21 protein-coding genes and 1 pseudogene are annotated in these 20,046 nt (G+C 71.6%); 11 read left to right on the top strand and 11 right to left on the bottom strand.

Translation table 11 applies throughout. The features are described from left to right. Positions 1-4: 4 nt before the first annotated feature. On the bottom strand, positions 5-1,537 hold the full coding sequence (locus ACZ404_RS27960; protein WP_468444518.1) for a gamma-aminobutyraldehyde dehydrogenase: 1,533 nt from the start codon (positions 1,535-1,537) through the stop codon (positions 5-7). 209 nt (positions 1,538-1,746) lie between these two features. On the opposite strand from ACZ404_RS27960, the gene ACZ404_RS27955 reads away from it, so the two are divergent. Beyond that, positions 1,747-2,310, top strand: a complete 564-nt coding sequence (locus ACZ404_RS27955; protein WP_468444517.1) for an NADAR family protein — start codon at positions 1,747-1,749, stop codon at positions 2,308-2,310. A 35-nt stretch (positions 2,311-2,345) separates the two neighbouring features. Here the strand turns inward: ACZ404_RS27955 and ACZ404_RS27950 are convergent, their stop codons facing one another. After that, a complete protein-coding gene (locus ACZ404_RS27950) occupies positions 2,346-3,176 on the bottom strand; it encodes a DUF4190 domain-containing protein (protein WP_468444515.1) in 831 nt (276 codons plus the stop codon). 224 nt (positions 3,177-3,400) lie between these two features. Here ACZ404_RS27950 and ACZ404_RS27945 point away from each other — a divergent pair, with 224 nt between their 5' ends. Both ACZ404_RS27945 and ACZ404_RS27940 read left to right on the top strand, forming a co-directional pair. Beyond that, positions 3,401-4,486: an adenosine deaminase gene (locus tag ACZ404_RS27945; RefSeq protein ID WP_468444513.1), complete on the top strand. Its 1,086-nt coding sequence runs from the start codon at positions 3,401-3,403 to the stop codon at positions 4,484-4,486. Positions 4,487-4,506: 20 nt separating this feature from the next. Beyond that, positions 4,507-5,223: a glycerophosphodiester phosphodiesterase gene (locus ACZ404_RS27940; protein WP_468444511.1), complete on the top strand. Its 717-nt coding sequence runs from the start codon at positions 4,507-4,509 to the stop codon at positions 5,221-5,223. On the opposite strand, the pseudogene ACZ404_RS27935 reads toward ACZ404_RS27940, so the two are convergent. Next, positions 5,208-5,393: pseudogene (locus tag ACZ404_RS27935) on the bottom strand (sigma-70 family RNA polymerase sigma factor); the annotation flags it as partial. The gene ACZ404_RS27940 and the pseudogene ACZ404_RS27935 sit on opposite strands and share 16 nt — an antisense overlap. Before the next feature lie 116 nt (positions 5,394-5,509). Continuing rightward, positions 5,510-5,899 (bottom strand): hypothetical protein, encoded by a 390-nt coding sequence (locus ACZ404_RS27930; RefSeq protein ID WP_468444509.1) that lies wholly within the window; start codon positions 5,897-5,899, stop codon positions 5,510-5,512. 305 nt (positions 5,900-6,204) lie between these two features. Between ACZ404_RS27930 and ACZ404_RS27925 the strand changes: the two genes are divergently transcribed. Continuing rightward, positions 6,205-7,344, top strand: a complete 1,140-nt coding sequence (locus tag ACZ404_RS27925; RefSeq protein ID WP_468444508.1) for a serine hydrolase domain-containing protein — start codon at positions 6,205-6,207, stop codon at positions 7,342-7,344. Here the strand turns inward: ACZ404_RS27925 and ACZ404_RS27920 are convergent. From ACZ404_RS27920 to ACZ404_RS27900, 5 genes are all read right to left on the bottom strand, one after another. Then, positions 7,334-7,846, bottom strand: coding sequence for a hypothetical protein (locus tag ACZ404_RS27920; protein ID WP_468444506.1), 513 nt, complete (start codon positions 7,844-7,846; stop codon positions 7,334-7,336). The two genes, ACZ404_RS27925 and ACZ404_RS27920, sit on opposite strands and share 11 nt — an antisense overlap. Positions 7,847-7,863: 17 nt before the next feature. After that, entirely contained in the window at positions 7,864-8,076 is a 213-nt protein-coding gene (locus ACZ404_RS27915; RefSeq protein ID WP_468444504.1) for a DUF397 domain-containing protein, read from the bottom strand. Beyond that, positions 8,048-8,887 (bottom strand): helix-turn-helix domain-containing protein, encoded by an 840-nt coding sequence (locus ACZ404_RS27910; protein WP_468444502.1) that lies wholly within the window; start codon positions 8,885-8,887, stop codon positions 8,048-8,050. The genes ACZ404_RS27915 and ACZ404_RS27910 overlap by 29 nt, the downstream gene beginning before the upstream one ends. A 363-nt stretch (positions 8,888-9,250) precedes the next feature. Then, positions 9,251-9,517: a hypothetical protein gene (locus ACZ404_RS27905; RefSeq protein WP_468444500.1), complete on the bottom strand. Its 267-nt coding sequence runs from the start codon at positions 9,515-9,517 to the stop codon at positions 9,251-9,253. 59 nt (positions 9,518-9,576) lie between these two features. Further along, on the bottom strand, positions 9,577-9,981 hold the full coding sequence (locus tag ACZ404_RS27900) for a hypothetical protein (RefSeq protein WP_468444498.1): 405 nt from the start codon (positions 9,979-9,981) through the stop codon (positions 9,577-9,579). Positions 9,982-10,097: 116 nt separating this feature from the next. On the opposite strand from ACZ404_RS27900, the gene sigJ reads away from it, so the two are divergent. Next, positions 10,098-11,012, top strand: coding sequence for an RNA polymerase sigma factor SigJ (gene sigJ / locus ACZ404_RS27895; RefSeq protein ID WP_468444496.1), 915 nt, complete (start codon positions 10,098-10,100; stop codon positions 11,010-11,012). Positions 11,013-11,042: 30 nt separating this feature from the next. On the opposite strand, the gene ACZ404_RS27890 is transcribed toward sigJ, so the two are convergent. Further along, positions 11,043-11,603 (bottom strand): DinB family protein, encoded by a 561-nt coding sequence (locus tag ACZ404_RS27890; protein ID WP_468444494.1) that lies wholly within the window; start codon positions 11,601-11,603, stop codon positions 11,043-11,045. A gap of 170 nt (positions 11,604-11,773) precedes the next feature. Between ACZ404_RS27890 and ACZ404_RS27885 the strand changes: the two genes are divergently transcribed. From ACZ404_RS27885 to ACZ404_RS27865, 5 genes are all read left to right on the top strand, one after another. Further along, a complete protein-coding gene (locus tag ACZ404_RS27885; protein WP_468444492.1) occupies positions 11,774-12,973 on the top strand; it encodes an exo-beta-N-acetylmuramidase NamZ family protein in 1,200 nt (399 codons plus the stop codon). Positions 12,974-13,044: 71 nt separating this feature from the next. Next, positions 13,045-13,977 carry a GNAT family N-acetyltransferase gene (locus ACZ404_RS27880; protein WP_468444490.1) on the top strand — a complete coding sequence of 311 codons (933 nt, stop codon included), beginning with the start codon at positions 13,045-13,047 and terminating at the stop codon, positions 13,975-13,977. Next, positions 13,974-15,290, top strand: a complete 1,317-nt coding sequence (locus ACZ404_RS27875; protein ID WP_468444489.1) for an extracellular solute-binding protein — start codon at positions 13,974-13,976, stop codon at positions 15,288-15,290. The genes ACZ404_RS27880 and ACZ404_RS27875 overlap by 4 nt, the downstream gene beginning before the upstream one ends. Next, positions 15,284-16,246: a carbohydrate ABC transporter permease gene (locus ACZ404_RS27870; protein ID WP_468444487.1), complete on the top strand. Its 963-nt coding sequence runs from the start codon at positions 15,284-15,286 to the stop codon at positions 16,244-16,246. Before ACZ404_RS27875 ends, ACZ404_RS27870 begins: the two co-directional genes overlap by 7 nt. Then, on the top strand, positions 16,243-17,112 hold the full coding sequence (locus ACZ404_RS27865) for a carbohydrate ABC transporter permease (RefSeq protein ID WP_468444485.1): 870 nt from the start codon (positions 16,243-16,245) through the stop codon (positions 17,110-17,112). The genes ACZ404_RS27870 and ACZ404_RS27865 overlap by 4 nt, the downstream gene beginning before the upstream one ends. An 85-nt stretch (positions 17,113-17,197) precedes the next feature. Here ACZ404_RS27865 and ACZ404_RS27860 read toward each other — a convergent pair whose 3' ends face one another. Then, positions 17,198-18,352, bottom strand: a complete 1,155-nt coding sequence (locus ACZ404_RS27860; protein WP_468444651.1) for a PucR family transcriptional regulator — start codon at positions 18,350-18,352, stop codon at positions 17,198-17,200. Between the two features lie 163 nt (positions 18,353-18,515). Between ACZ404_RS27860 and ACZ404_RS27855 the strand changes: the two genes are divergently transcribed. Continuing rightward, positions 18,516-20,030, top strand: a complete 1,515-nt coding sequence (locus ACZ404_RS27855; RefSeq protein ID WP_468444483.1) for a long-chain-fatty-acid--CoA ligase — start codon at positions 18,516-18,518, stop codon at positions 20,028-20,030. The last annotated feature ends 16 nt before the right edge of the window (positions 20,031-20,046 follow it).

Raw genomic sequence — 20,046 nt, 5'->3', positions numbered from 1 at the left:
GTGGCTAGCGGTCCCCGAAGATGGTGCGGTGCCAGTCCTTCCTGGCCACCGCGGTGTTGTCGAACATTACGTGTTTGACCTGCGTGTACTCCTCGAACGAGTACGCCGACATGTCCTTGCCGAAGCCGGAGGCCCGGTAGCCGCCGTGCGGCATCTCGCTGATGATCGGAATGTGGTCGTTGATCCACACGCAGCCCGCCCTGATCTCGCGGGTGGCGCGGTTCGCGCGGTAGACGTTGTTGCTCCACGCGGAGGCGGCGAGGCCGTACGGGGTGTCGTTGGCCAGCCGGATTCCCTCATCATCACTGTCGAACGGCAGCACGACCAATACCGGGCCGAAGATCTCGGACTGGACGATCTCGCTGTCCTGGGCGGCGCCGGCGATCAGGGTGGGCCGGTAGTAGGCGCCGTTCCTCAGCTCGCCCTGCGGGGCCTCGCCGCCGGTCACCACGCGCGCGTACGCGCGCGCCCGGTCCACGAATCCGGCGACGCGGTCGCGCTGGGCGTGCGAGATGAGCGGCCCGAGGTCGGTGCCGGCGGCGAACGGATCACCGAGCCGCACCGTCTCCATCAGCGCGGCCGTCTGCTCCACGAAGGCCTCGTACAGCGGCCGCTGCACGTACGCGCGCGTGGCGGCCGTGCAGTCCTGCCCGGTGTTGATGAGCGCGCCGGCGACGGCCCCGTGGACGGCCGCCTCCAGATCGGCGTCGTCGAAGACGACGAAGGGCGCCTTGCCGCCCAGCTCCAGATGCAGCCGCTTGACGGTGGCGGTGGCGATCTCGGCGACACGCCTGCCCACCGCCGTGGACCCGGTGAAGGAGGTCATGGCGACATCGGGGTGTCCGACGAGGTGCTCGCCGGCCTCCTTGCCGGTCCCGGTGACGATGTTGACGACACCGTCCGGGATCCCGGCGTCCGTGGCGGCCTGGGCGAACAGCAGCGAGGTGAGCGGGGTCAGCTCGGCCGGCTTCAGCACGATCGTGTTGCCGGCGGCGATCGCCGGGAGGATCTTCCAGGCGGCCATCTGGAGGGGGTAGTTCCAGGGCGCGATGGATCCCACGACACCGATCGGCTCGCGCCGGACGTACGACGTGTGGTCGCCGGAGTACTCACCGGCGGACTGCCCCTGCAGATGCCGGGCGGCACCGGCGAAGAAGGCGGTGTTGTCGATGGTCCCCGGCACGTCGAACTCGCGCGTGAGCTTCAGTGGCTTGCCGCACTGCAGGGACTCGGCGCGGGCGAAGTCCTCGGCTCGGTCGGCGAGGACGGCGGCGAACCGGTGCAGGGCGTCGGAGCGCTCGCCGGGGGTGGCGGCGGCCCACTGCGGGAAGGCCTCGCGAGCCGCGGCGACGGCGGCATCGACGTCGTCGCCGCCGCCCAGCTCATAGCGGTACACCTCGTCGCCTCCGGCCGGGTCGACCACGGCGTGGGTGCGGCCCGAGGTGCCCTTGGTGAGGCGGCCGGCGATGAACTGCGCACCGCCGGCGAACCGGTCCTGCGCGGGAAATCGTTCCGGGGTGGTGCCCGGGTTGTGCATGTCGCTCTCCTCCGCCGTGCGTCCCGTCCCGGGGGGTGGGTGGCGTAGCTCCAGCTCGATTTGAGTGCCGATCCTGACAGAGCAGGCGCACTCCAACAAGTGATTCCGTTGTTGCCTTTTGGTTACGCGACGGAATCTGTCGACCAGGTGTCGAGTGGGGGCGGAAAAGGGCGGACGGAGTGTCAGTGGTGCGTGCCAGACTCGCGTGCATGGGGAAGATCGACGGGGTGGAAGCCCTGATCAGAGAGGTCCGGTCAGGCACTCGGATCACATACCTCCACTTCTGGGGGCACCGCCCGCACCGGGACGGCAGCATCGGCCCGAGCTGTCTGAGTCAGTGGTGGCCGTCACCGTTCGTGGTGGAGGGGGTGCGGTACGCGACGGCGGAGCACTGGATGATGGCCGGCAAGGCGCGTCTGTTCGGTGACGCCGAGGCGGAGCGCCGGGTACTGGGGGCCGCGCACCCGGCGGAGGCCAAGAAGGCGGGGCGCCTGGTCCGGGACTTCGACGAGGAGACGTGGGCCCGGGAGCGCTTCCGCATCGTCGTCGAGGGCAGCATCCACAAGTTCGCCTCCGACGACGACCTCCGCGGGTTCCTCCTGGGCACGGGCGACCGCGTTCTCGTCGAGGCCAGCCCCGTCGACCGCGTCTGGGGCACAGGCCTCGCCGCCACCGACGAGGCCTCCTTGGACCCGACCCGCTGGCGAGGCCTCAATCTCCTGGGCTTCGCACTGATGGAGGCGAGGGAGCACTTGGCGGGGGCCGGGGCGTAGCTCCCTGGTACGTCAGGGGAAGCGGGGGCGGGTCTTCAGCTGTAGTGGGCGATCGCGAACGCCGCCAGCCCGAAGATCAGTACGAGGCTCGTGGAGCCACAGATGATGCCGGCCAGCGCCACACCGGGGTTGGTCGCCTCCCCCCTCCGCGCCTTGCCCCGTCCCAGCGCCCCCAGCACCACCGCCACGATGCCCATCACCAACGCCAGCGGCCACGCACAGAAGCCGACCGTCGCCAGGATGCCCAGCACCAGCGACGCCGTCCCCATCCCGTTGTTCGGCTGCGGTGCCATCCCGGGCCAGCCGTATCCGGGCGGCCCGGCAGGGTAGGGCGCGAAGCCGGGAACGCCGTACCCCGGCTGAGGCTGCGGCGCCGCGGGGTACGCGTACGCGGGCGAAGGGCCGCCGGGATGGCCGTAGGGCACCTGCCCGGGCCCGTCGGGCGAGATCGGAGGCGGGGGCACCGCCTCCACCGCCGGGACGACGGGCGCACCGGGCGGCGCGTACGGACCCACGGGCGCACCGACGGGAGGCGCGGCAGCGACAGGGGCGACGGGACCGGCGGCCGGAGGCGCGAAGGGATTCACCGGCGCAGCGAACGCCGGCTGAGCCGGCACCCCCGAGCCGGCCCCCTGCTGAACCGGCGGGGCCGCCGGGCTCGCCCAGGCCGGGGGCACCGCGTCCGCGGGCTCCTCGGAGGTCGGAAGAGAGGTGACCGTCTGGTGGTCGTGGAGGGTGGGATGCGGCCCGGAGGGTCCCGGCGCCGGAGCCGGCCACTGCCCGCCCCCACCGGGCTGCGCGTCCGCCCCCTTGTCCAGGGACACCCGATGCTCCGGTGGTGTCGGCTGTGCCGCCTCGTCGGACATGCTGCGGGCCCCCCTCTGCCGGCCGTCCTGCTCCTGGCCGTCCCTCTGCTGAACGTCTCTGTGCCGGCCGTCCCTCTGCGCCGGACGTCCCGTCATGCTACGGGCCGTCCACGGCCACCCGGGCGGCGGGCCTACGATGATCCCGAGTCACCGATCAGCCGATCACCCGCGCCCGCACCCCGGCCCCAGGCCCGCGTGCGGCGCGCCGTTCCCGGGGAGGAACCTTGACCGACCGCAGCGCACACTCCGGCGCCGTACCCGCCGAGGGCACCGCCGACCGCGATCTGCGCACCTTCATCGCGGGCCTGCCCAAGGCCGAGCTGCACGTCCACCACGTCGGCTCCGCCTCCCCCCGCATCGTCTCGGAACTGGCCGCCCGCCACCCCGACTCCAAGGTCCCCACCGACCCCGAGGCCCTGGTCGACTACTTCACGTTCACCGACTTCGCGCACTTCATCGAGGTGTACCTCTCGGTGGTCGACCTCGTCCGCACCCCGGACGACGTCCGGCTGCTGACGTACGAGGTCGCCCGCGACCTGGCCCGCCAGCAGGTGCGCTACGCCGAGCTGACGATCACCCCCTTCTCCTCCACCCGGCGCGGCATCGACGAGAAGGCCTTCATGGACGCCATCGAGGACGCCCGCAAGGCGGCCGAGGCCGAACTGGGCACCGTGCTGCGCTGGTGCTTCGACATACCCGGCGAGGCCGGCCTGCACTCCGCCGAGGAGACGGCCCGGCTGGCCACCGACGACCGGCTGCGCCCTGAGGGCCTGGTGTCGTTCGGGCTGGGCGGCCCGGAGATCGGCGTGCCCCGGCCGCAGTTCAAGCCGTACTTCGACCGGGCCATCGCCGCCGGCCTGCACTCCGTCCCGCACGCCGGGGAGACGACCGGCCCGGAGACGGTGTGGGACGCGCTGACCGAGCTGCGCGCCGAGCGCATCGGGCACGGCACCAGTGCGGCCCGGGACAAGAAGCTGCTCGCGCACCTCGCCGAGCACCGCATCCCGCTGGAGGTCTGCCCGACCTCGAACATCGCCACGCGGGCCGTGCGGACGCTGGACGAGCATCCCCTCAAGGAGTTCACCGGCGCCGGGGTCCTCGTCACGATCAACTCCGACGACCCGCCGATGTTCGGCACCGATCTGAACAACGAGTACGCGGTCGCCGCCCGCCTCCTCGGCCTGGACGAGCGGGGCCTGGCCGACCTCGCGAAGAACGCCGTGGAGGCGTCCTTCCTGGACGCGGCCGGCAAGGCGCGGATCAGTGCCGAGATCGACACCTACACCAGCACCTGGTCGGCCGCCGGCTGAGGCGTCGCACAATGGGCGCCATGCAGACCGTGACCGCCGTCGCCCACCGCGGCGCCCCCTACCGCTTCCGCGAGAACACCCTCGACTCCCTGCGTGCCGCGCTCTCCCTGGGCGCGGACGCGGTGGAGGTCGACGTACGGCTCACCCGCGACGGCGTCCCCGTGCTGCTGCACGACGAGACGCTGGAGCGGCTCTGGCGGGTCGACCGGCCGGTGCTCGCGCTGTCGGCCGAGGAGCTGCGGGGGCTGACGGACGGCCGGGTGCCGACGCTGGAGCAGGCGCTGGCGGCGACGGACGGCAGCCGGATGATGCTGGACCTGTGCGGGCGGCCGGACCGCCGGACGGTCGGGCGGATCATGGACGTGGTCCGGCAGAGCGGGGCCGGGGAGCGCGTGTACTACTGCGCGGGGGCGGAGGCGATGCTCGCCGTCCGCGCCGCCGACCCGGCCGCCGAGATCGCCCTGACCTGGACGTCGCTGGCCCCGCCCCGGCCCGCGCTGCTGGACGCGGTGCGCCCTCGCTGGCTGAACTACCGCTTCTCGCTGGTCGACCGGGATCTGACGGCCCGCGTCCACCGGGACGGCTGTCTGCTGTCGGCCTGGACCCCGGACACCCGCCGCTCCATGCGCCGGCTCCTCGACCTGGGCGTCGACTCGATCACCACGAACCGGGTCGACGCCCTGCACGAGCTGCGCAGCGGCACCGCGGCACCGGGAAGTCGGACCCGCGAGCGCTGAGCCACCGTCGCCGGGTCGGCCGGGGTGGCACGGGTGGGGTACTGCGGAACCGGGGTGTCGTCCGTGCCGGTGTCCCGGACCAGGCCGTAGCGCACGGCGCCCTGGGCGGGGCCGGTGGTGATGTCCTTCTCGACCGCGTCCCAGGTGGTCGGGAAGAGGCTCAGCCCGTAGCCTCCAGCGCCCGTCCCCGCCCTGGGCGGCGGCGACGGTGGCAGACCACTCCCTCCCTGCCACCTCCGTCCTCATGCCCGCACCTTCTCGCCCCGGGCAGCCCTGTACGGCCGAGCTACTCGAGGAACCGCCAGAGGTAGAGCGTCGCCGCGAGACACCCCGTGGCCGACAGCCCGCACCACCACAGGACAGCGGTGTTGAGCTGCACCTTGAGCCAGGGCTTCTGCTCCTGCTCCAGGATGTCGGCCGCGACCCGCTTCCTGACCGGCACCAGCATGATGACGAACATCAGCAGGACGCTGCAGTACAGGTACAGGGTGAAGGAGACGGAGTAGCCCTTCACCGCGGCGTTGGGGACCAAGAAGACACAGCCGGCCAGCGGGGCGAAGGACATGCGCCGCTTCGCGTGGGGCGTCGGCATGCACCAGCGCATCGCGGCCACGTGGATCAGGCTGACGACGGCGGCGATGAGCCACCAGTCGACGGTGGACACATGGACGGACATGCCGGCGGCCCCTCCTCGGGTGGAATGCGACAAGATCTTTCCTCGGCACGCTCACTATGGCGGCCCGGCACCCCGACCTGTACGGCGACGTCCGGCATGAAACTGCCGCCGAACTCTGCCGCCTTCCGGCAACGACCCGGATACCCCTCGGGGTCGACCCTGACAACTCCCGCCTCTTTCAGGGCGGTCGACCAGGGACCCGGTCAGGGTCGGCCCCCTCCTCGCCGACGATCCGCCGGGCGGCCACGCCCGCCGAGGATGATCGCGAACCTTCGGACATCCGCGATCCTCCAGGGAGAACCCGCATGCGACGCACCACCCGCCGTTCCACCACCCTCCTGGCCGCCGGTCTCGTTCTCGCGCTGGCCGGTGGCCCGCTGGCCGCCCCCGCGTTCGCCGCCCCCGAGCGGACCACGGCCCGTACGACGGCCGGTCCCGACGCCGAGGCCCTCGCCGCCGCGATCGCCGGTCTCCCCGACCACGACGCCACCGCGGCACTCGTCCGCGTCGGCGGCAACGGGACCTGGCGCGGGGCGGCCGGGGTACGGGACGTCAGGACCGGCGCGCCGGTGCTGGAGAACGCGCGTTTCCGGGCCGGCTCTGTGACGAAGGTGGTCACCGCGGCGATCGTGCTCCAACTGGCCTCGGAGGGCCGCATCTCCCTCGACGGCACCGTGCAGCAGTATCTGCCGGGCCTCCTCACCGACGACTTCGCCCCGATCACCGTCCGACAGCTGCTCAACTACACCAGCGGCCTGCACGCGGGCGCCTCCCTCGGCGACACGGTCGAGGACGGCTACGCGCACCGCTTCGAGACGCTGACACCCCGGCAGGTGGTGGCGGCCTCCGTCGCACAGGGGCCGGCGTACGCACCGGGCACCCACCAGGAGTACGACAACATCCACTACACCGTCCTCGGCATGCTCATCGAGAAGGTGACCGGCGACTCGTACGCCCACCAGGCGGCGGTGCGGATCTTCCGGCCGCTCGGCATGCGGGACAGCTCCTTCCCGGCCGGCCCGGACCCCCGCATCCACGGGCCGCACAACCGGGGGTACGACTGGATCGACGGCAAGCTGGTGGACGTGACCGACTGGAACATGTCCGACCGCTTCGCCGCCGGTGACCTGATCTCCACGACCGCCGATCTGCAGCGGCTGCTGGTGGGGCTGTTCCGCGGCCGGGTGGTGCCCGAGCCCCAGCTGAGGGAGATGTTCACCCTGCCCGACGTGCCCGGCGCCCGCTACGGCGCGGCGCTGGAGCGCTTCGAGCTGGGCGGCAAGGTCATCTGGGGCAAGACGGGCTCGCGGCCCGGCTACGCCACGGTCATCGCCGCCACCCGTGACCTGTCCCGCACCCTGGTCTACTCGGTCAACTCCACCGACGCCAAGGGCGACGGCCAGGGCACGGCCGAGCGCTTCGGCTACCCGGCGTTCAACCGCTGACGTACGCCGGGCCGATCCGCTCCAGCCGCTTGATCTTCTTCCGTACGACGTACAGCGGCACCACTCCGATCACCCCGAACGACATGTCGATCAGGCTCCACCAGAACGGGATCCCGCGCACCGGTCCGCACACCAGGGCGAGCGGGATGATGCCGGCGCAGGCGATCATCCCGAACTCCACGACCCAGATGTTGCGGACCGGGTCGCGGTACGGCCCGTAGAAGGCGACCGCGATGACGAGGTGCGCGAAGGCCAGCCAGTCCGTGCCGTAGAGCACGAACGGGTACTCGGCGTCGACGGTGTCGAGCCCGTCCCGCACCCGGGAGATCCACCCCATGAGCCCCGGCAGGTACTCGGGCACCGACAGCGCCCGCAAGGCCCCCTCGGTCCACCGCAGTTCGTGGACGAGTGGAAAGGCGGTGGCGCCGCTGAGCACGAGGCACACGACGAAGAGGGCCAGCCACACACGGATGCCCTTGAGCAGGGCGGCTCTGTCGCTCATGGCATGAGCGTACGCCCTTACTTGAACGTGTTCAAAAACGCCGACCAGGCGGACGGCGTGAAGACGACGGCGGGACCGGTGGGGTTCTTGCTGTCACGGACGGGGATGCGGGCGGGGGCGGCGGCGTCGTCGACCTCGAGGCAGTCGCCGCTACTGCCGCCGCTGTAGCTCGATTTGCGCCAACGCGTCGGGGTGGATGCGTCAGGAGTACTGTGCCCGTGCTGCTTCATGCTCGTAATCCTCCGCAACCGACCTGATCAGCGCCAGGGACTTACGGTGCGACAACGCGTCGCCCAGCGCATGATCGTAGGCGACCTGGCATTCACGGACCGCGGACGGAAGTTCCAGGATGCGGCCCGACTTCAGGCCTTCCGCGTAAGCGATGGGCGGCAGGTCCTCGAACCACATGAGCGAGACGAACCCCTCCAACAGGGCGTGGTAGCCGACCGAGAAAGGCAGGACGTGCACGCGGATCCGGTGGCTCTCCCCCAATGCCGCGATGTGCCGGAGTTGCTCGCACATCACTTGCGCGCCGCCGACCTTCCGCCGCAGGACCGCCTCGTCGAGCAGCATCCAGACGTGGGGCGTGTGGAAGTTCTCCAGGATCCGGGCGCGCTCAAGACGTGTGGCAAGTAGCTCGTCACGTTCCTCGGCGGTCTTCGGCGAGGCACCGGAACTGAGCACCTCGCGGGCGTATGCCGGCGTCTGAAGGATGCCGGGCACCAACTTGGGCGCGTACTCCCGGATCTCGGTCGCCTTGCTCTCGAACTCCAGCGCCTCGGCGAAATGCTCCGCGACCTTCCTGCCGTCCAGCGTCGGCAGGAACCGCTCGAAGAACCCCCCGGCCCCCAGCACCTGGTCCAACCGCCGCGCATCCTCGATGTCGGGGCGCCGGCGCCCCGCCTCGATGTGCGCGATGTGCGTGCGCGACATCACCGCACGCTGACTCAGCTCCTCCTGCGTGAGTCCGGCGGTCTCCCGCCTCCGCTTCAGCTCCTGCCCGTACTGCTCCCGCGACCGCGGATTGTCCTCGATGGCCACCGGCTCGACTCCCCCTGGTGCACACGCCGTTGTCACGCTCGGTCATCTACCGAAGCTACCCCGAACCACATCACTCTGTGCATGCATCACCACGGAAAGTGAAAGGCGACGGCATGCACGACGAGGACGAGGGCGGGCTCATCAGCGCGTACCTCACATTGAGGGTCTCCCGGGACAGCGGCCGGACATGGGGCCCCACGGCGACGTACCGACCGCCCAAGGACGCCGCACCCCTGGACCTGTCGGGCCGCTTCCCACCGTGCGCGTGCCCTCGATGCCGGGAGAAGCAGGCGCGGTAGCGAGTTCGGTCAGGGCAGGTCGTCGCCGACCCGCCCTGATCCACGGAACTGTCGGTGGACGGGGTCAGTTGCAGAGGATGACGATGACCCCCTCGCAGTCGTCATCGTCGTCGCCGTAACCGCCGCTGCCGGTTTCGTGGGCCGGGGCCGTGCGGGCGGTCGTGGTCTTCGCAGCGGTGGGGGGTGCGGGCGCGGCGGAGGCGGTGGTGGCCGCGCCGGTCGCCCAGGCGACGGCCAGGGCGGCGCTCAGGGCGAATACGCGCGGTATGCGGGCCACGATCCGCGCGGAGTGGTGCGGATGGTCGCGGGGGGCAAGCTGTGCAGTGTTCATGCCCTCACCCTGCACACCCTTCCCCCCACTTTCTCCCCGAGCGCGGCCGATCGGATGAGTCACGCGGAACGGGCCGGATCCCCGCCGGCCGGCCCCCTCCACCCCTGGCCCAGCGCCAGCACGCTCAGGCCGAACATCGAGACGCCCAGGGGCACATGGACCGCCGGGACGTGGGCGATGCCCAGCACCACCTGCACCGAGGCGAGGACCAGGAAGCCGGAGGCGTACAGGATCGGCCGGGCCGGCCCGCCGCCCGGACGCCACGCCAGGATCGCGGCGAGCAGGTACAGCATCGACGCGCCGTACATCACGCGCGCCCCGACGCTGTGCAGTACCTCCCCGTGGGACGAGGCCAGCAGCAGCCCGGCGGTGACCGCCTGGAAGAAGAGGGCCAGGGTCTGCAGGGCGACCGCCACCCGGAGGTACGGGAAACGGTTCTGCTGTGTCGTCGTCTGTGTGGCCATGTCGCGGCTTCCTCTTCTGCCTGGCGGCCGTGGATCGGCAGCGTCTCGCCGATACGACGACACGGCCCGGTGAAATGTGAGGCGGTGCGGAGCAGAAGCAGGGAGCATTCGCCACCATGAGCACCCCATCCGAGCCGGACCTGAGCCAGGTCGTCGGCGAGCGGCGTCATCTGATCAACCTCGCCTACCGGCTGCTCGGTTCACTGGCCGAGGCCGAGGACGCCGTCCAGGAGACGTACGTCCGCTGGTACGCGCTGCCCCGGCAGAAGCAGGACGCCATCGACTCCCCCGGCGCCTGGCTGACGACGGTGGCCACCCGCATCTGCCTGGACCTGCTGGGCTCGGCGCGGGTACGGCGCGAGCGCTACGTCGGTACGTGGATACCGGAGCCGCTGCCCGACCGTACGGAGTGGGTCGGCGGGGCGGCGCAGGGCCACCGGGCCGACCCGGCCGACTGGGTCACCCTGGACGAGTCGGTGAACATGGCCTTCCTCGTCGTCCTGGAGGCGATGACGCCGGCCGAACGCGTGGCGTTCATCCTGCACGACGTGTTCCGCTACCCCTTCGCGGAGGTCGCCGAGATCGTCGGGCGGACACCGGCCGCCTGCCGGCAGCTCGCCTCCTCGGCCCGCCGGCGGATCCGGGACGCGCAGGCCCCGGTGGGTCCGGTGGCCGGGCAGGCGGGTGTGGTGCGGCACTTCAAGGAGGCGTGGGAGGCCAAGGACATCGAGGCACTCGTCGGTCTCCTCGACCCCGACGCCACGATGATCGCCGACGGTGGCGGGCTGGTCGGCACCGTCCTGCGGCCGGTCGAGGGCGCCGGTCCCATCGCCCAGTACCTGCTCCACATCGCCGGCAAGGCGCCGGGGCTGACCCTCCTGGAACGGACGGTCAACGGCCTGCCCGGCCTGGTCGCGCAGCACGCCGGTGTCACGGTGACCGTGGCGGCGTTCAGCCTGACCGACGGCCGCATCACCCGGATCTGGGCCGTCCGCAATCCGGAGAAGCTCCGCCCGTGGAGCGACGGTTGAACTCAGCCTGACGGGCCGGGCCGGCGCGCGTCACTGGCCCACCCTGCCGTCGATCCGCTCGCGCAGGAGGTCGGCGTGGCCGCAGTGCCGGGCGTACTCCTCGATCCGGTGCACCATCAGCTCCCGGACCGCGATCCGGTCCTTGCCGACCCGCTCACCGAGATCCCGGTGCTCGGCCAGCGCCGCGTCGGTGGCGGCCTGCTCGCGCGCCAGATCGGCGTACGCCGCGTCGACCACGGCCTGCTCGGCGACCGCTCCGTCGAAGTCCGCGTCCCGCGCGCCGTACAGCTTCGGCAGCGGCTCGCCGTCGGTGATCCAGTTCCGCCAGTTGCGCTCCACCTCGGCGAGGTGGCGCAACAGGCCGAGCAGCGACATCGTCGACGGCGGCACCGATCGGCGGGCCAGCTGCTCCGCGTCCAGGCCCTCGCATTTCATCCGCAGGGTCATGCGGTAGTTCGCCAGGAAGTCCTGCAGTGTCGGAAGTTCCCCGTCCGGGCTGACTCCGTCGCTGTTACGGGGGTCGTCGTCCGGGTCGGACCACATGTCGGGGTAGACGGTCGCCTGAGTCCATCGCGCGGGTTCGTCGGTCATGGGCTCCATGGTCGACCGCGGGGAACGCGGCTCGCATCTCGTTTAATACCCCGCCGCCGTGGGCGAGTCCGTGGAAATTGGCCCGATATGCCAGTACATTTCCGCCCACCGCTTGGAGATGTCACTTGCTGTCACTTCGAGATGTCACCGGCAGACGGGCAAGGCACGGGATGAGCACGGAACGCCGCGGTGCGGTGTGGACCGGGATGGCGCGGCTGTGTGCGTCGCCGGGGCTTGCCGGACGGGGGCGGCTCGGGCTGGTGACCAACCACACCGGCGTACTCCCCGACCTGCGGCCGGCCGCGCCCGCGCTGCTCGACGCCGGAGTACGGCTGGTGGCGCTGTTCGGTCCCGAGCACGGGCTGTACGGGAGCGGTCAGGCCGGGCAGGCGGAGGAGGCGCGGACGGACCCCGTCACCGGTCTTGCGGTGCACGACACCTACCGGTGCGACGGCGAGCGGCTCGACAAGCTGCTGATCGACAGCGGCGTCGACGCACTGGTGTACGACCTGCAGGACATCGGGGCCCGGTTCTACACCTACGTGTGGACGATGTTCGACCTGATGGTCTCGGCGGCGCGCACCGGTGTGCGGTTCGTGGTCGCCGACCGGCCCAATCCCCTGGGCGGGCTCGTCAGCGAGGGGCCGCTGCTGGACCCGGCCTGGGCGGGCTTCGTCGGACGGGCGCCCGTACCCGTCCGGCACGGCCTCACCTGCGGTGAACTCGCCCGGCTCTTCAACACCTCCACCGTGCCCGAACTGGCGGGCCGTCCCGTCGAGTTGACCGTCCTCGACCTGGTCGGCTGGGAACGTGCCATGAGGGCGGAGGCCACCGGGCTGCCCTGGGTCGCGCCCTCGCCCAACATGCCGACGCCCGCCACCGCCGCCGTCTACCCCGGCACCTGCCTGTTCGAGGGAACGAATCTCTCGGAGGGCCGCGGTACCACGCAGCCCTTCGAGATCGTCGGGGCGCCGTACCTCGACGGGCGGTTCGCACCCGCGCTCGCCGAACTCGGGCTGCCCGGCGTGCGCTTCCGTGATCTGCGGTACGTGCCGACCTTCCACAAGTACGCCGGGCAGCCGTTGCGCGGGGTCCAGCTCCACGTCACCGACGCCGAGGCGTTCGCTCCCGTGCGGACCGCCGTCGCGATGCTCGCCACGCTGCGGCGGCTGCACCCGGACGACTTCGCCTGGCGCACCGGGGACGACGATGCGCAGGACATCGAACACGGCCGTCACTTCATCGACCTGCTGTGGGGGTCCGACCGGCTGCGGCGCGCCGTCGACGCGGGCGACGACCCGCTGCCGCTGTGCGACCCGCCGGCGCCGCCCGGCCGGTGGGCCGGTGACGACGTGCTGCTCTACTCCTGAGACCGGGAAGGACGACCCTGTCGATGACCGACCGCACGACGACATCCCGGGCCGGGGTTCGTGGCTTTCGCGTGGGTGACGGGCCGAAGGTGGTGGAGGTGTGGCGCCGGAGTGCGCCGGCCGACCCCATCACCCCGGACCGGTTCCGCTCCCTGGTGCTGCTCGACGCCAACTTCGATCCGGAGGGTCTTCGCATCGCCGTAGAGGATGACCGTGTCGTCGGCGCCGCCTACGCGGTGCGCCGGCTGACGCCGCTGTACGGCACCGATCCGGAGCCGGAGCAGGGCTGGATCCCGTTCTTCTTCGTCGACCCGGCCGCCCGCGGGCGCGGCCTCGGACGCCGGCTGCTGACCGACGCCCTCGACTGGCTGCACGGCCACGGCCGGACCCGGGTGGACTTCTCGTCGTACACGCCGAACTACGTCCTGCCGGGGCTGGACGCCGCGACGTACCCGGAGGCCGCGAAGCTCCTCGAATCGCTGGGCTTTCGGACGCTGTACGAGGCGGCGGCGATGGACCGTGGTCTGGTCGGCCATCGCCTCCCGGACGATGTCGCGGGGCGCCTCGCGGAACTGACGGCAGGGGGTTACCTGTTCGCCACCCCCTGCGACGACGACCTGGTGGAACTGGTCGCGCTCGCCGGGGGCCACTTCAGCCCGGATTGGGCCCGCGCCATCCGGGAGTGTCTGGCCGCCGGTACGCCGCTCGACCGGATCGTCGTCGTACGGGACCCCTCGGGCCGGCTGGTCGGCTGGGCGATGCACGGTGCGTACGAGTCGGTGGACGAGCGGTTCGGTCCGTTCGGGGTGCTGGAGGAGATGCGCGGGACCGGGCTCGGCAAGGTGCTGCTCCATCTGGTCCTGGAGCGGATGCGGGCGCGTGGGGCGCACTCGGCGTGGTTCCTGTGGACCGGCGAGCGGTCACCGGCGGGGCACCTGTACCGCTCGGCCGGTTTCACCACGACCCGGGTGTTCCGCGTGCTGCGCCGGGAGGCCTCCCGGTGACATCGTCATGCCGTACCGGCCGGCTGAGCCGTCGCCGCTTCGCCCTCGCCCTCCCGTCGGCGCTGCTCGCCTCCGGATGCGCCGCGCCGCACCGGGGTACCGGACGGCCCGGCGATCCGATCGTCCTCACGCTCCTCTCCCACTACGCGAGCGGGGCGCTCAAGGAGGCCCTGCAGGGGCCGGTGGACGAGTGGAACGCCACGCACGAGCGGGTCAAGGTGCGGACGACGGCCGTCGAGTTCACGGATCTGCTGACCACGTTCATGGTCCGGCAGGCCGCGGGGCAGGGCGCGGACATCCTCCACCCGTACTGCCTGTGGAACGGCCAGCTCGTCCGGGCCGGCGTCCTGCGGCCCGCGCCGTCCGAGCACGCCGAGGAGATCCGGCGGAGCTACAGCGCGGGCGCGGTCGGCTCCGCCTCGGTGGGCGGCCGGGTCTACGGCTATCCGACCGAGGCGCAGACGTACGCCCTCTACTACAACAAACGGCTGCTGCGAGCCGTCGGCATCGGCCGTCCGCCGCGCACCTGGCGGGAGCTGGAGGAGACCGCCTACCGGACCAGCAGGCGGGACGGGTACGGCAACACACTGGTCCAGGGGTTCGGGCTGTCGACGTACGACGACTCCACCACCGTCGGTCAGACGCTCGCCCTGCTGAGCGCCGCCGGGGGAACGTTCCTGTCGGCGGACGGCAGGCGCACCGCCCTCGACTCGTCGGCCGGCCGGGCCGTGCTCGGCCTGGAGCACCGGCTCGTCACCCGCGGTGCGAGCGCCCCCGGTGTCAACGTCTACCAGGCGTTCCCGTCCGGGCAGGTGGCCATGGTGATCGGCGCCGGGTGGTGGACCGGCAGCCTGAAGGAACTGATGGGCAAGGAGTACGGCGATGTCGGCGTCGCGCCCGTGCCGGTGCCCGAGGCGGGCCACCGGCACGGCACGCTCGCCACCGGGTTCATGCTGGGCGTCAACACGGCCAGCAGGTACCCGCGGGAGGCCTGGGAGTTCCTGCGCTGGCTCAACGCCGAGAAGGTGCGGGGCGCCAGCCGGATGAGCCGGCTGCAGGTGTCGGTCGGCTCCCTCACCGGGCGCTCCGACGACATGCGGACGCTTCTCGGCCGGGGCGGCGATCCGCGCCTGCGCCCGTTCCTGGACGCGCTGGCGTACGCCGTACCGGAGCCGAACGGGCCCGGTGCGCAAGCGGCGAAGTCGCTGCTGCGCAAGAACATCGAGGCGCTGTGGACCGGTCAGCAGTCGGTCGCCGAGGCGCTGCGCACCACCCGCCGTCAGGTCGATCAGGAGGTGGCGCGCTCGTGGTGAACACCCTGGCGCCGGAGGCGACCGAGCGGCCGGCCCGCGACCCGCGGACCGCCGGGGCCGCCGTCGACGGCCACCGCCGCACCCGGCGCCGCCAGGCCGTCGTCGCCTATCTCTTCCTGGCCCCGACGCTGCTGTTCTTCGCCCTCTTCCTGATCCTGCCGCTCGGCTTCGCGCTGCTGCTGTCGCTGTCCCACTGGGACGGGTTCAGGCTCGGCGACATCGACCCGGCCGGCCCGGACAACTTCACCGGGCTCTTCGCCGACGGGTCCACGTTCCTGGCGCCGATCCTCACCAACACGCTGCTGTTCGCCCTGGGCACCGTGGCCCTCGCGCTCGCGGGCTCCGTGGTCGTCGCGACCTGTATCGAGAATCTGCGGTTCCAGGGGGTGTGGCGCACCCTGTACTTCCTGCCGATCGTGACGACCGTCGTCGCCGTCGGCAACGTGTGGAAGTACATGTACGAGCCGGGCGGCCTGGTCAACGGCGTGCTGAACGCCCTCGGGCTCGGCTCGGTGGCGTTCCTGCAGGATCCGGGCACCGCACTGCCCTCGGTCGTGGTCGTCCAGGCCTGGGCCTCGGTCGGTACGGCGATCCTCGTCCTGACCGCCGGGCTGAAGTCCATCCCCGAGTCCTACTACGAGGCCGCCGCGCTGGACGGCGCCGGGCCGATCACCGTCTTCCTGAGGATCACTCTGCCGCTCCTGCGGCCGTCCCTGCTGCTGGTGTGCGTCACCCAGTTCCTCACCGGGCTGCAGTCGTTCGGGCTGATCATCGTGATGACCAGGGGCGGCCCGGGGGACGCGACCGACGTGGCCGCGCTGGAGATGTACCGGCGGGCCTTCGGCTACGGCGACTGGGGTACGGCGAGCGCGGCCGCGTTCGTGCTGTTCCTGGTGGTCCTCGCGGTCACGCTGGCGCAGTTGTGGCTGTTCCGGCGCAGGGGGGAGGACGCGTGAACCGCCGCCGTTTCCCGTGGCTGTCGTATCTGGTGGTCGTGACCGGCGCCGTGCTGACGGTGGTGCCGTTCCTCGACATGGTGATGACGTCCTTCAAGGGCCCCGGTGAGGCGGGCAGGCTGCCGTACCGGTTCCTGCCCGAGGCGTTCGACCCGGCCAACTACCGCGCCGCGATCCACCAGCTCGATCTGCCGGTGCTCTTTCGCAACAGCGTCGTCGCCACCGCGCTCATCACCGGATCGGTGCTGCTCACGTCGTCGCTCGCCGGGTACGCGCTCGCCAAACTGCGCTTCCCCGGGCGGGAGTTCGTCTTCCGTCTCGTCCTGGCGACGATGATGTTCCCGCCGTTCCTCTTCTTCGTCCCGCGCTTTCTGATCCTGGTGCACTGGCCGCTGGCGGGCGGCAACGACCTGTTCGGGCGCGGCGGCGCGGGACTCACCGTGAGCATCGTGGCGCTCGCCATGCCGTTCCTCGTCAACGGCTTCGGGATCTTCCTGATGCGCCAGTTCATGGTCTCGATCCCGGACGAAATCCTCGAGGCCGCGCGCATCGACGGGGCCGGTGAGTTCGCCCTGTGGTGGCGGATCGTGGTGCCGCAGACCACGCCGGTGCTGGTGACGCTGGGGCTGCTGACCTTCGTCGACGCCTGGAACGAGTACATCTGGGCGCTCCTCGTGTCCACCGCCGACCCGGACGTGATGACCCTGCCCGTCGGCATCCAGTTGCTGCAGGACCATGTCGACCCGGCCCGCACGATGCCGATCGTCATGGCCGGCCTCGTCCTGAGCACCCTGCCGGTGCTGCTCCTCTTCCTGCTGCTGCAGAAGTACTACATCCGCGGGGTCATGCTCAGCGGCCTCAAGTGACCCGCGCACGCGCGTGCTTCGGCACGCGATCCGGCAGCGTCGCGTCACGCCGTGGGCGGAGCAGTACGCAGTCGAGTCGACGGCGTCACTGGAGGACGCTCGCCCGGCGTACCGCCAGGAGCGCGACGCGGACGTCGGCCGCCGCCCGTGGATCGGACAGCGAGCGGGCCGTGAGCTCCTCGACGCGCCGCAGCCGGTAGCGGACGGTGTTGGGGTGGACGAACAGGCTGCGCGCCGCGTCGGTGGCGGAGCCTGCGGCGGCGTACCAGTGCTCCAGGGTCTCCACGAGGCGGGCACGTTCCGCGGCGGGGAGATCGAGCAGGGGCTGGAGGACCACCTCCACCAGGTGCGCCGCCTCGGCCGGGGCCGCGGCGACGACCATGGCCAGCGGGTCGTCGTCGAACCGCGCGACGCCGGGGCCGGTGCCCGGGAGGCCGGCCAGAGCAAGACGGGCGAAGCGCAGAGCCTGGGGGGTGTCCCGCAGCGAGTGGAAGCACGGGCTGATGCCCACGCGGGCGCCCGCCCGGCGCAGGATGCGCAGGCAGGTGCTCTCCGCGATCTCCGTGGGCACGGCGGCCAGGCCGATCTGCTGGTCGGGCAGCAGCCGCCAGGCGAAGTGGACCTGGGCCTGACGCAGCGCCGCTTCCGACCCGGCCAGCGGCTCCTCTCCGGGAGCGCCGGTCGCCGCGGCGGCGACGATGTAGGGGCCGCGGTCGGGCAGGCCCAGCTCGCGGGCGGCCTCCCACAGCGTGCGGTCGGCGATGGCGCCGGTGAACAGCGCCTCCACCAGTGCCGAGCGGCGCGCCTGACGCCGCGAGGTCAGCTCGGCCGTCGTCTCCCGGTAGGCCGCCGCGACCGCCTCCGCGTACCTGCCGAACAGGGCCCAGATCTGCGCGGACTGGGAGACCAGTTGGGCGTCGGTGACCTCCGGATGGGTGCGCGCCTCGCCGAGGATTTCCGTCCACAGGAGCTCGAAGCCGATCCGGTACGCGTGCAGGGTGTCCGCCAGCGGGACGCCCTGCTCGGCGCGGACGCGGCCGGTCTCCCGGGCCGGGCTCGGGTCCTGGGCTTCCGCGCGGCCGAGCTGTCGCAGAAGCAGGTCCGCGTTGGCGGTGCACGAGCGGCGCAGCGAGTCGTAGGGGATCAGCGACTCGTCCTGATAGGCATCGACGTCCGAGCGGATGCGCTGCGCCATCCGCTCGCCCAGTTCCGGAAGCCTCGCATGAAGCGCCGCGATCACCCCTGAGAGGTTCATTCCCGCAGCGTAACGCCCGCTTTTTGTTTCTGGGAACAATCCGGGTGGGCAGACGCTGTCCTGCCACACATAGGTCGTCGCCACGGACCTCTGCACGATGTCGTCAACGTGAACGGCGGATTTCGACGGCGAGTTCGTGGAGGCGGTCATGGCCAATCTGGCTCAGTTCCTGGTGGAGACGGCACAGCGGCAGCCGCAACGTCCCGCGCTGCGGCTGGGGGACCAGGTCACCAGCTACGCGGAGCTGGACGAGCGCAGCGCCCGAGCCGCCGCGCTGCTGCGGGCCGAGGGCGTACGACCGGGAGACCGCATCGCCCTGATGCTGCCGAACGTCCCCGAATTCGTCGTCCTGTACTACGGGGTGCTGCGCGCGGGAGCAGTCGTCGTACCGATGAACCCGCTGCTCAAGACCCGGGAGACCGAGTACCACCTGCGTGACTCCGGCGCGGTGCTGCTCTTCGAGTGGCACCAGGCGCCGGGCGAGGGCGCGCAGGGCGCGGCTGCCGCCGGAGTGCGGCACCTGGCCGTCGAGCCGGCCGCCTTCGCGGACCTGCTGACCGGTCACGACCCGCTGCCCGAGGTGAGCGAGCCGGACGGCGAGGACGTGGCCGTACTGCTGTACACCTCCGGCACCACCGGCCGCCCCAAGGGTGCCACGCTCACCCACGCCGGGCTGCGGCACAACACCGAGGTCAACGCGGTTCATGTCCAGCAGATGACGGCGGAGGACGTGGTGGTGGGCTGTCTGCCGCTGTTCCACATCTTCGGCCAGATCTGCACGATGAGCGTGACCGTCCGCGCCGGTGCCTCGCTCATCCTGATCCCCCGCTTCGACCCGCAGACCGTCCTGGACGCCATCGCGCGCGACCGCGCGACGATCTTCGAGGGGGTACCGACCATGTACGCGGCGCTGCTCCAGCACCCGTCCCAGGCCGACGTGTCCACGCTGCGGATGTGCGTCTCCGGCGGAGCCTCGCTGCCGGTGGAGATCCTGCGCGACTTCGAGCACCGCTTCGGCTGCGTGGTGCTGGAGGGCTTCGGCATGTCCGAGACCAGCCCGGTGGTCACCTTCAACCACCCCGACCGGCCGCGCAAAGCGGGATCCATCGGCACCCCGATCAAGGACGTGGAGGTGCGGCTCCTCGACGACAAGGGCCGGGACGTGGCACCCGGCGAGATCGGCGAACTGGCCGTCCGCGGACCGAACGTGATGAAGGGTTACTGGAACCGCCCGGAGGAGACGGCGGCCACCATCCCGGACGGCTGGCTGCGCAGCGGAGACCTCGCGCGCCAGGACGACGACGGCTACCTCTACATCGTCGACCGCAAGAAGGACATGATCATCCGCGGCGGTTACAACGTCTACCCGCGCGAGATCGAGGAGGTGCTCCACGAACACCCGGCCGTCGCGCTGGCCGCGGTGGTGGGCGTGGCCGACGCGCATCTGGGCGAGGAGATCGCTGCCGCCGTGGTGCTGCGCCCCAAGGCCCGGGCGACGCCCGCCGAGCTGCAGCAGTTCGTCAAGGAGCGCGTGGCGGCGTACAAGTACCCGCGCCAGGTGTGGCTCGTGGACACGCTGCCGACCGGCCCCAGCGGCAAGATCCTCAAAAGGGAGATCACCGCACCGACGCACCCCGTCACCTCGACCGACCCGGTGGGATGATCTCCCGGTCGATCGA

It is taken from the genome of Streptomyces sp. NPDC030798 (assembly GCF_055572275.1).
The sequence above is the reverse complement of the archived record's forward strand: the minus strand, read 5'-3'. Positions and strand labels throughout refer to the sequence as shown.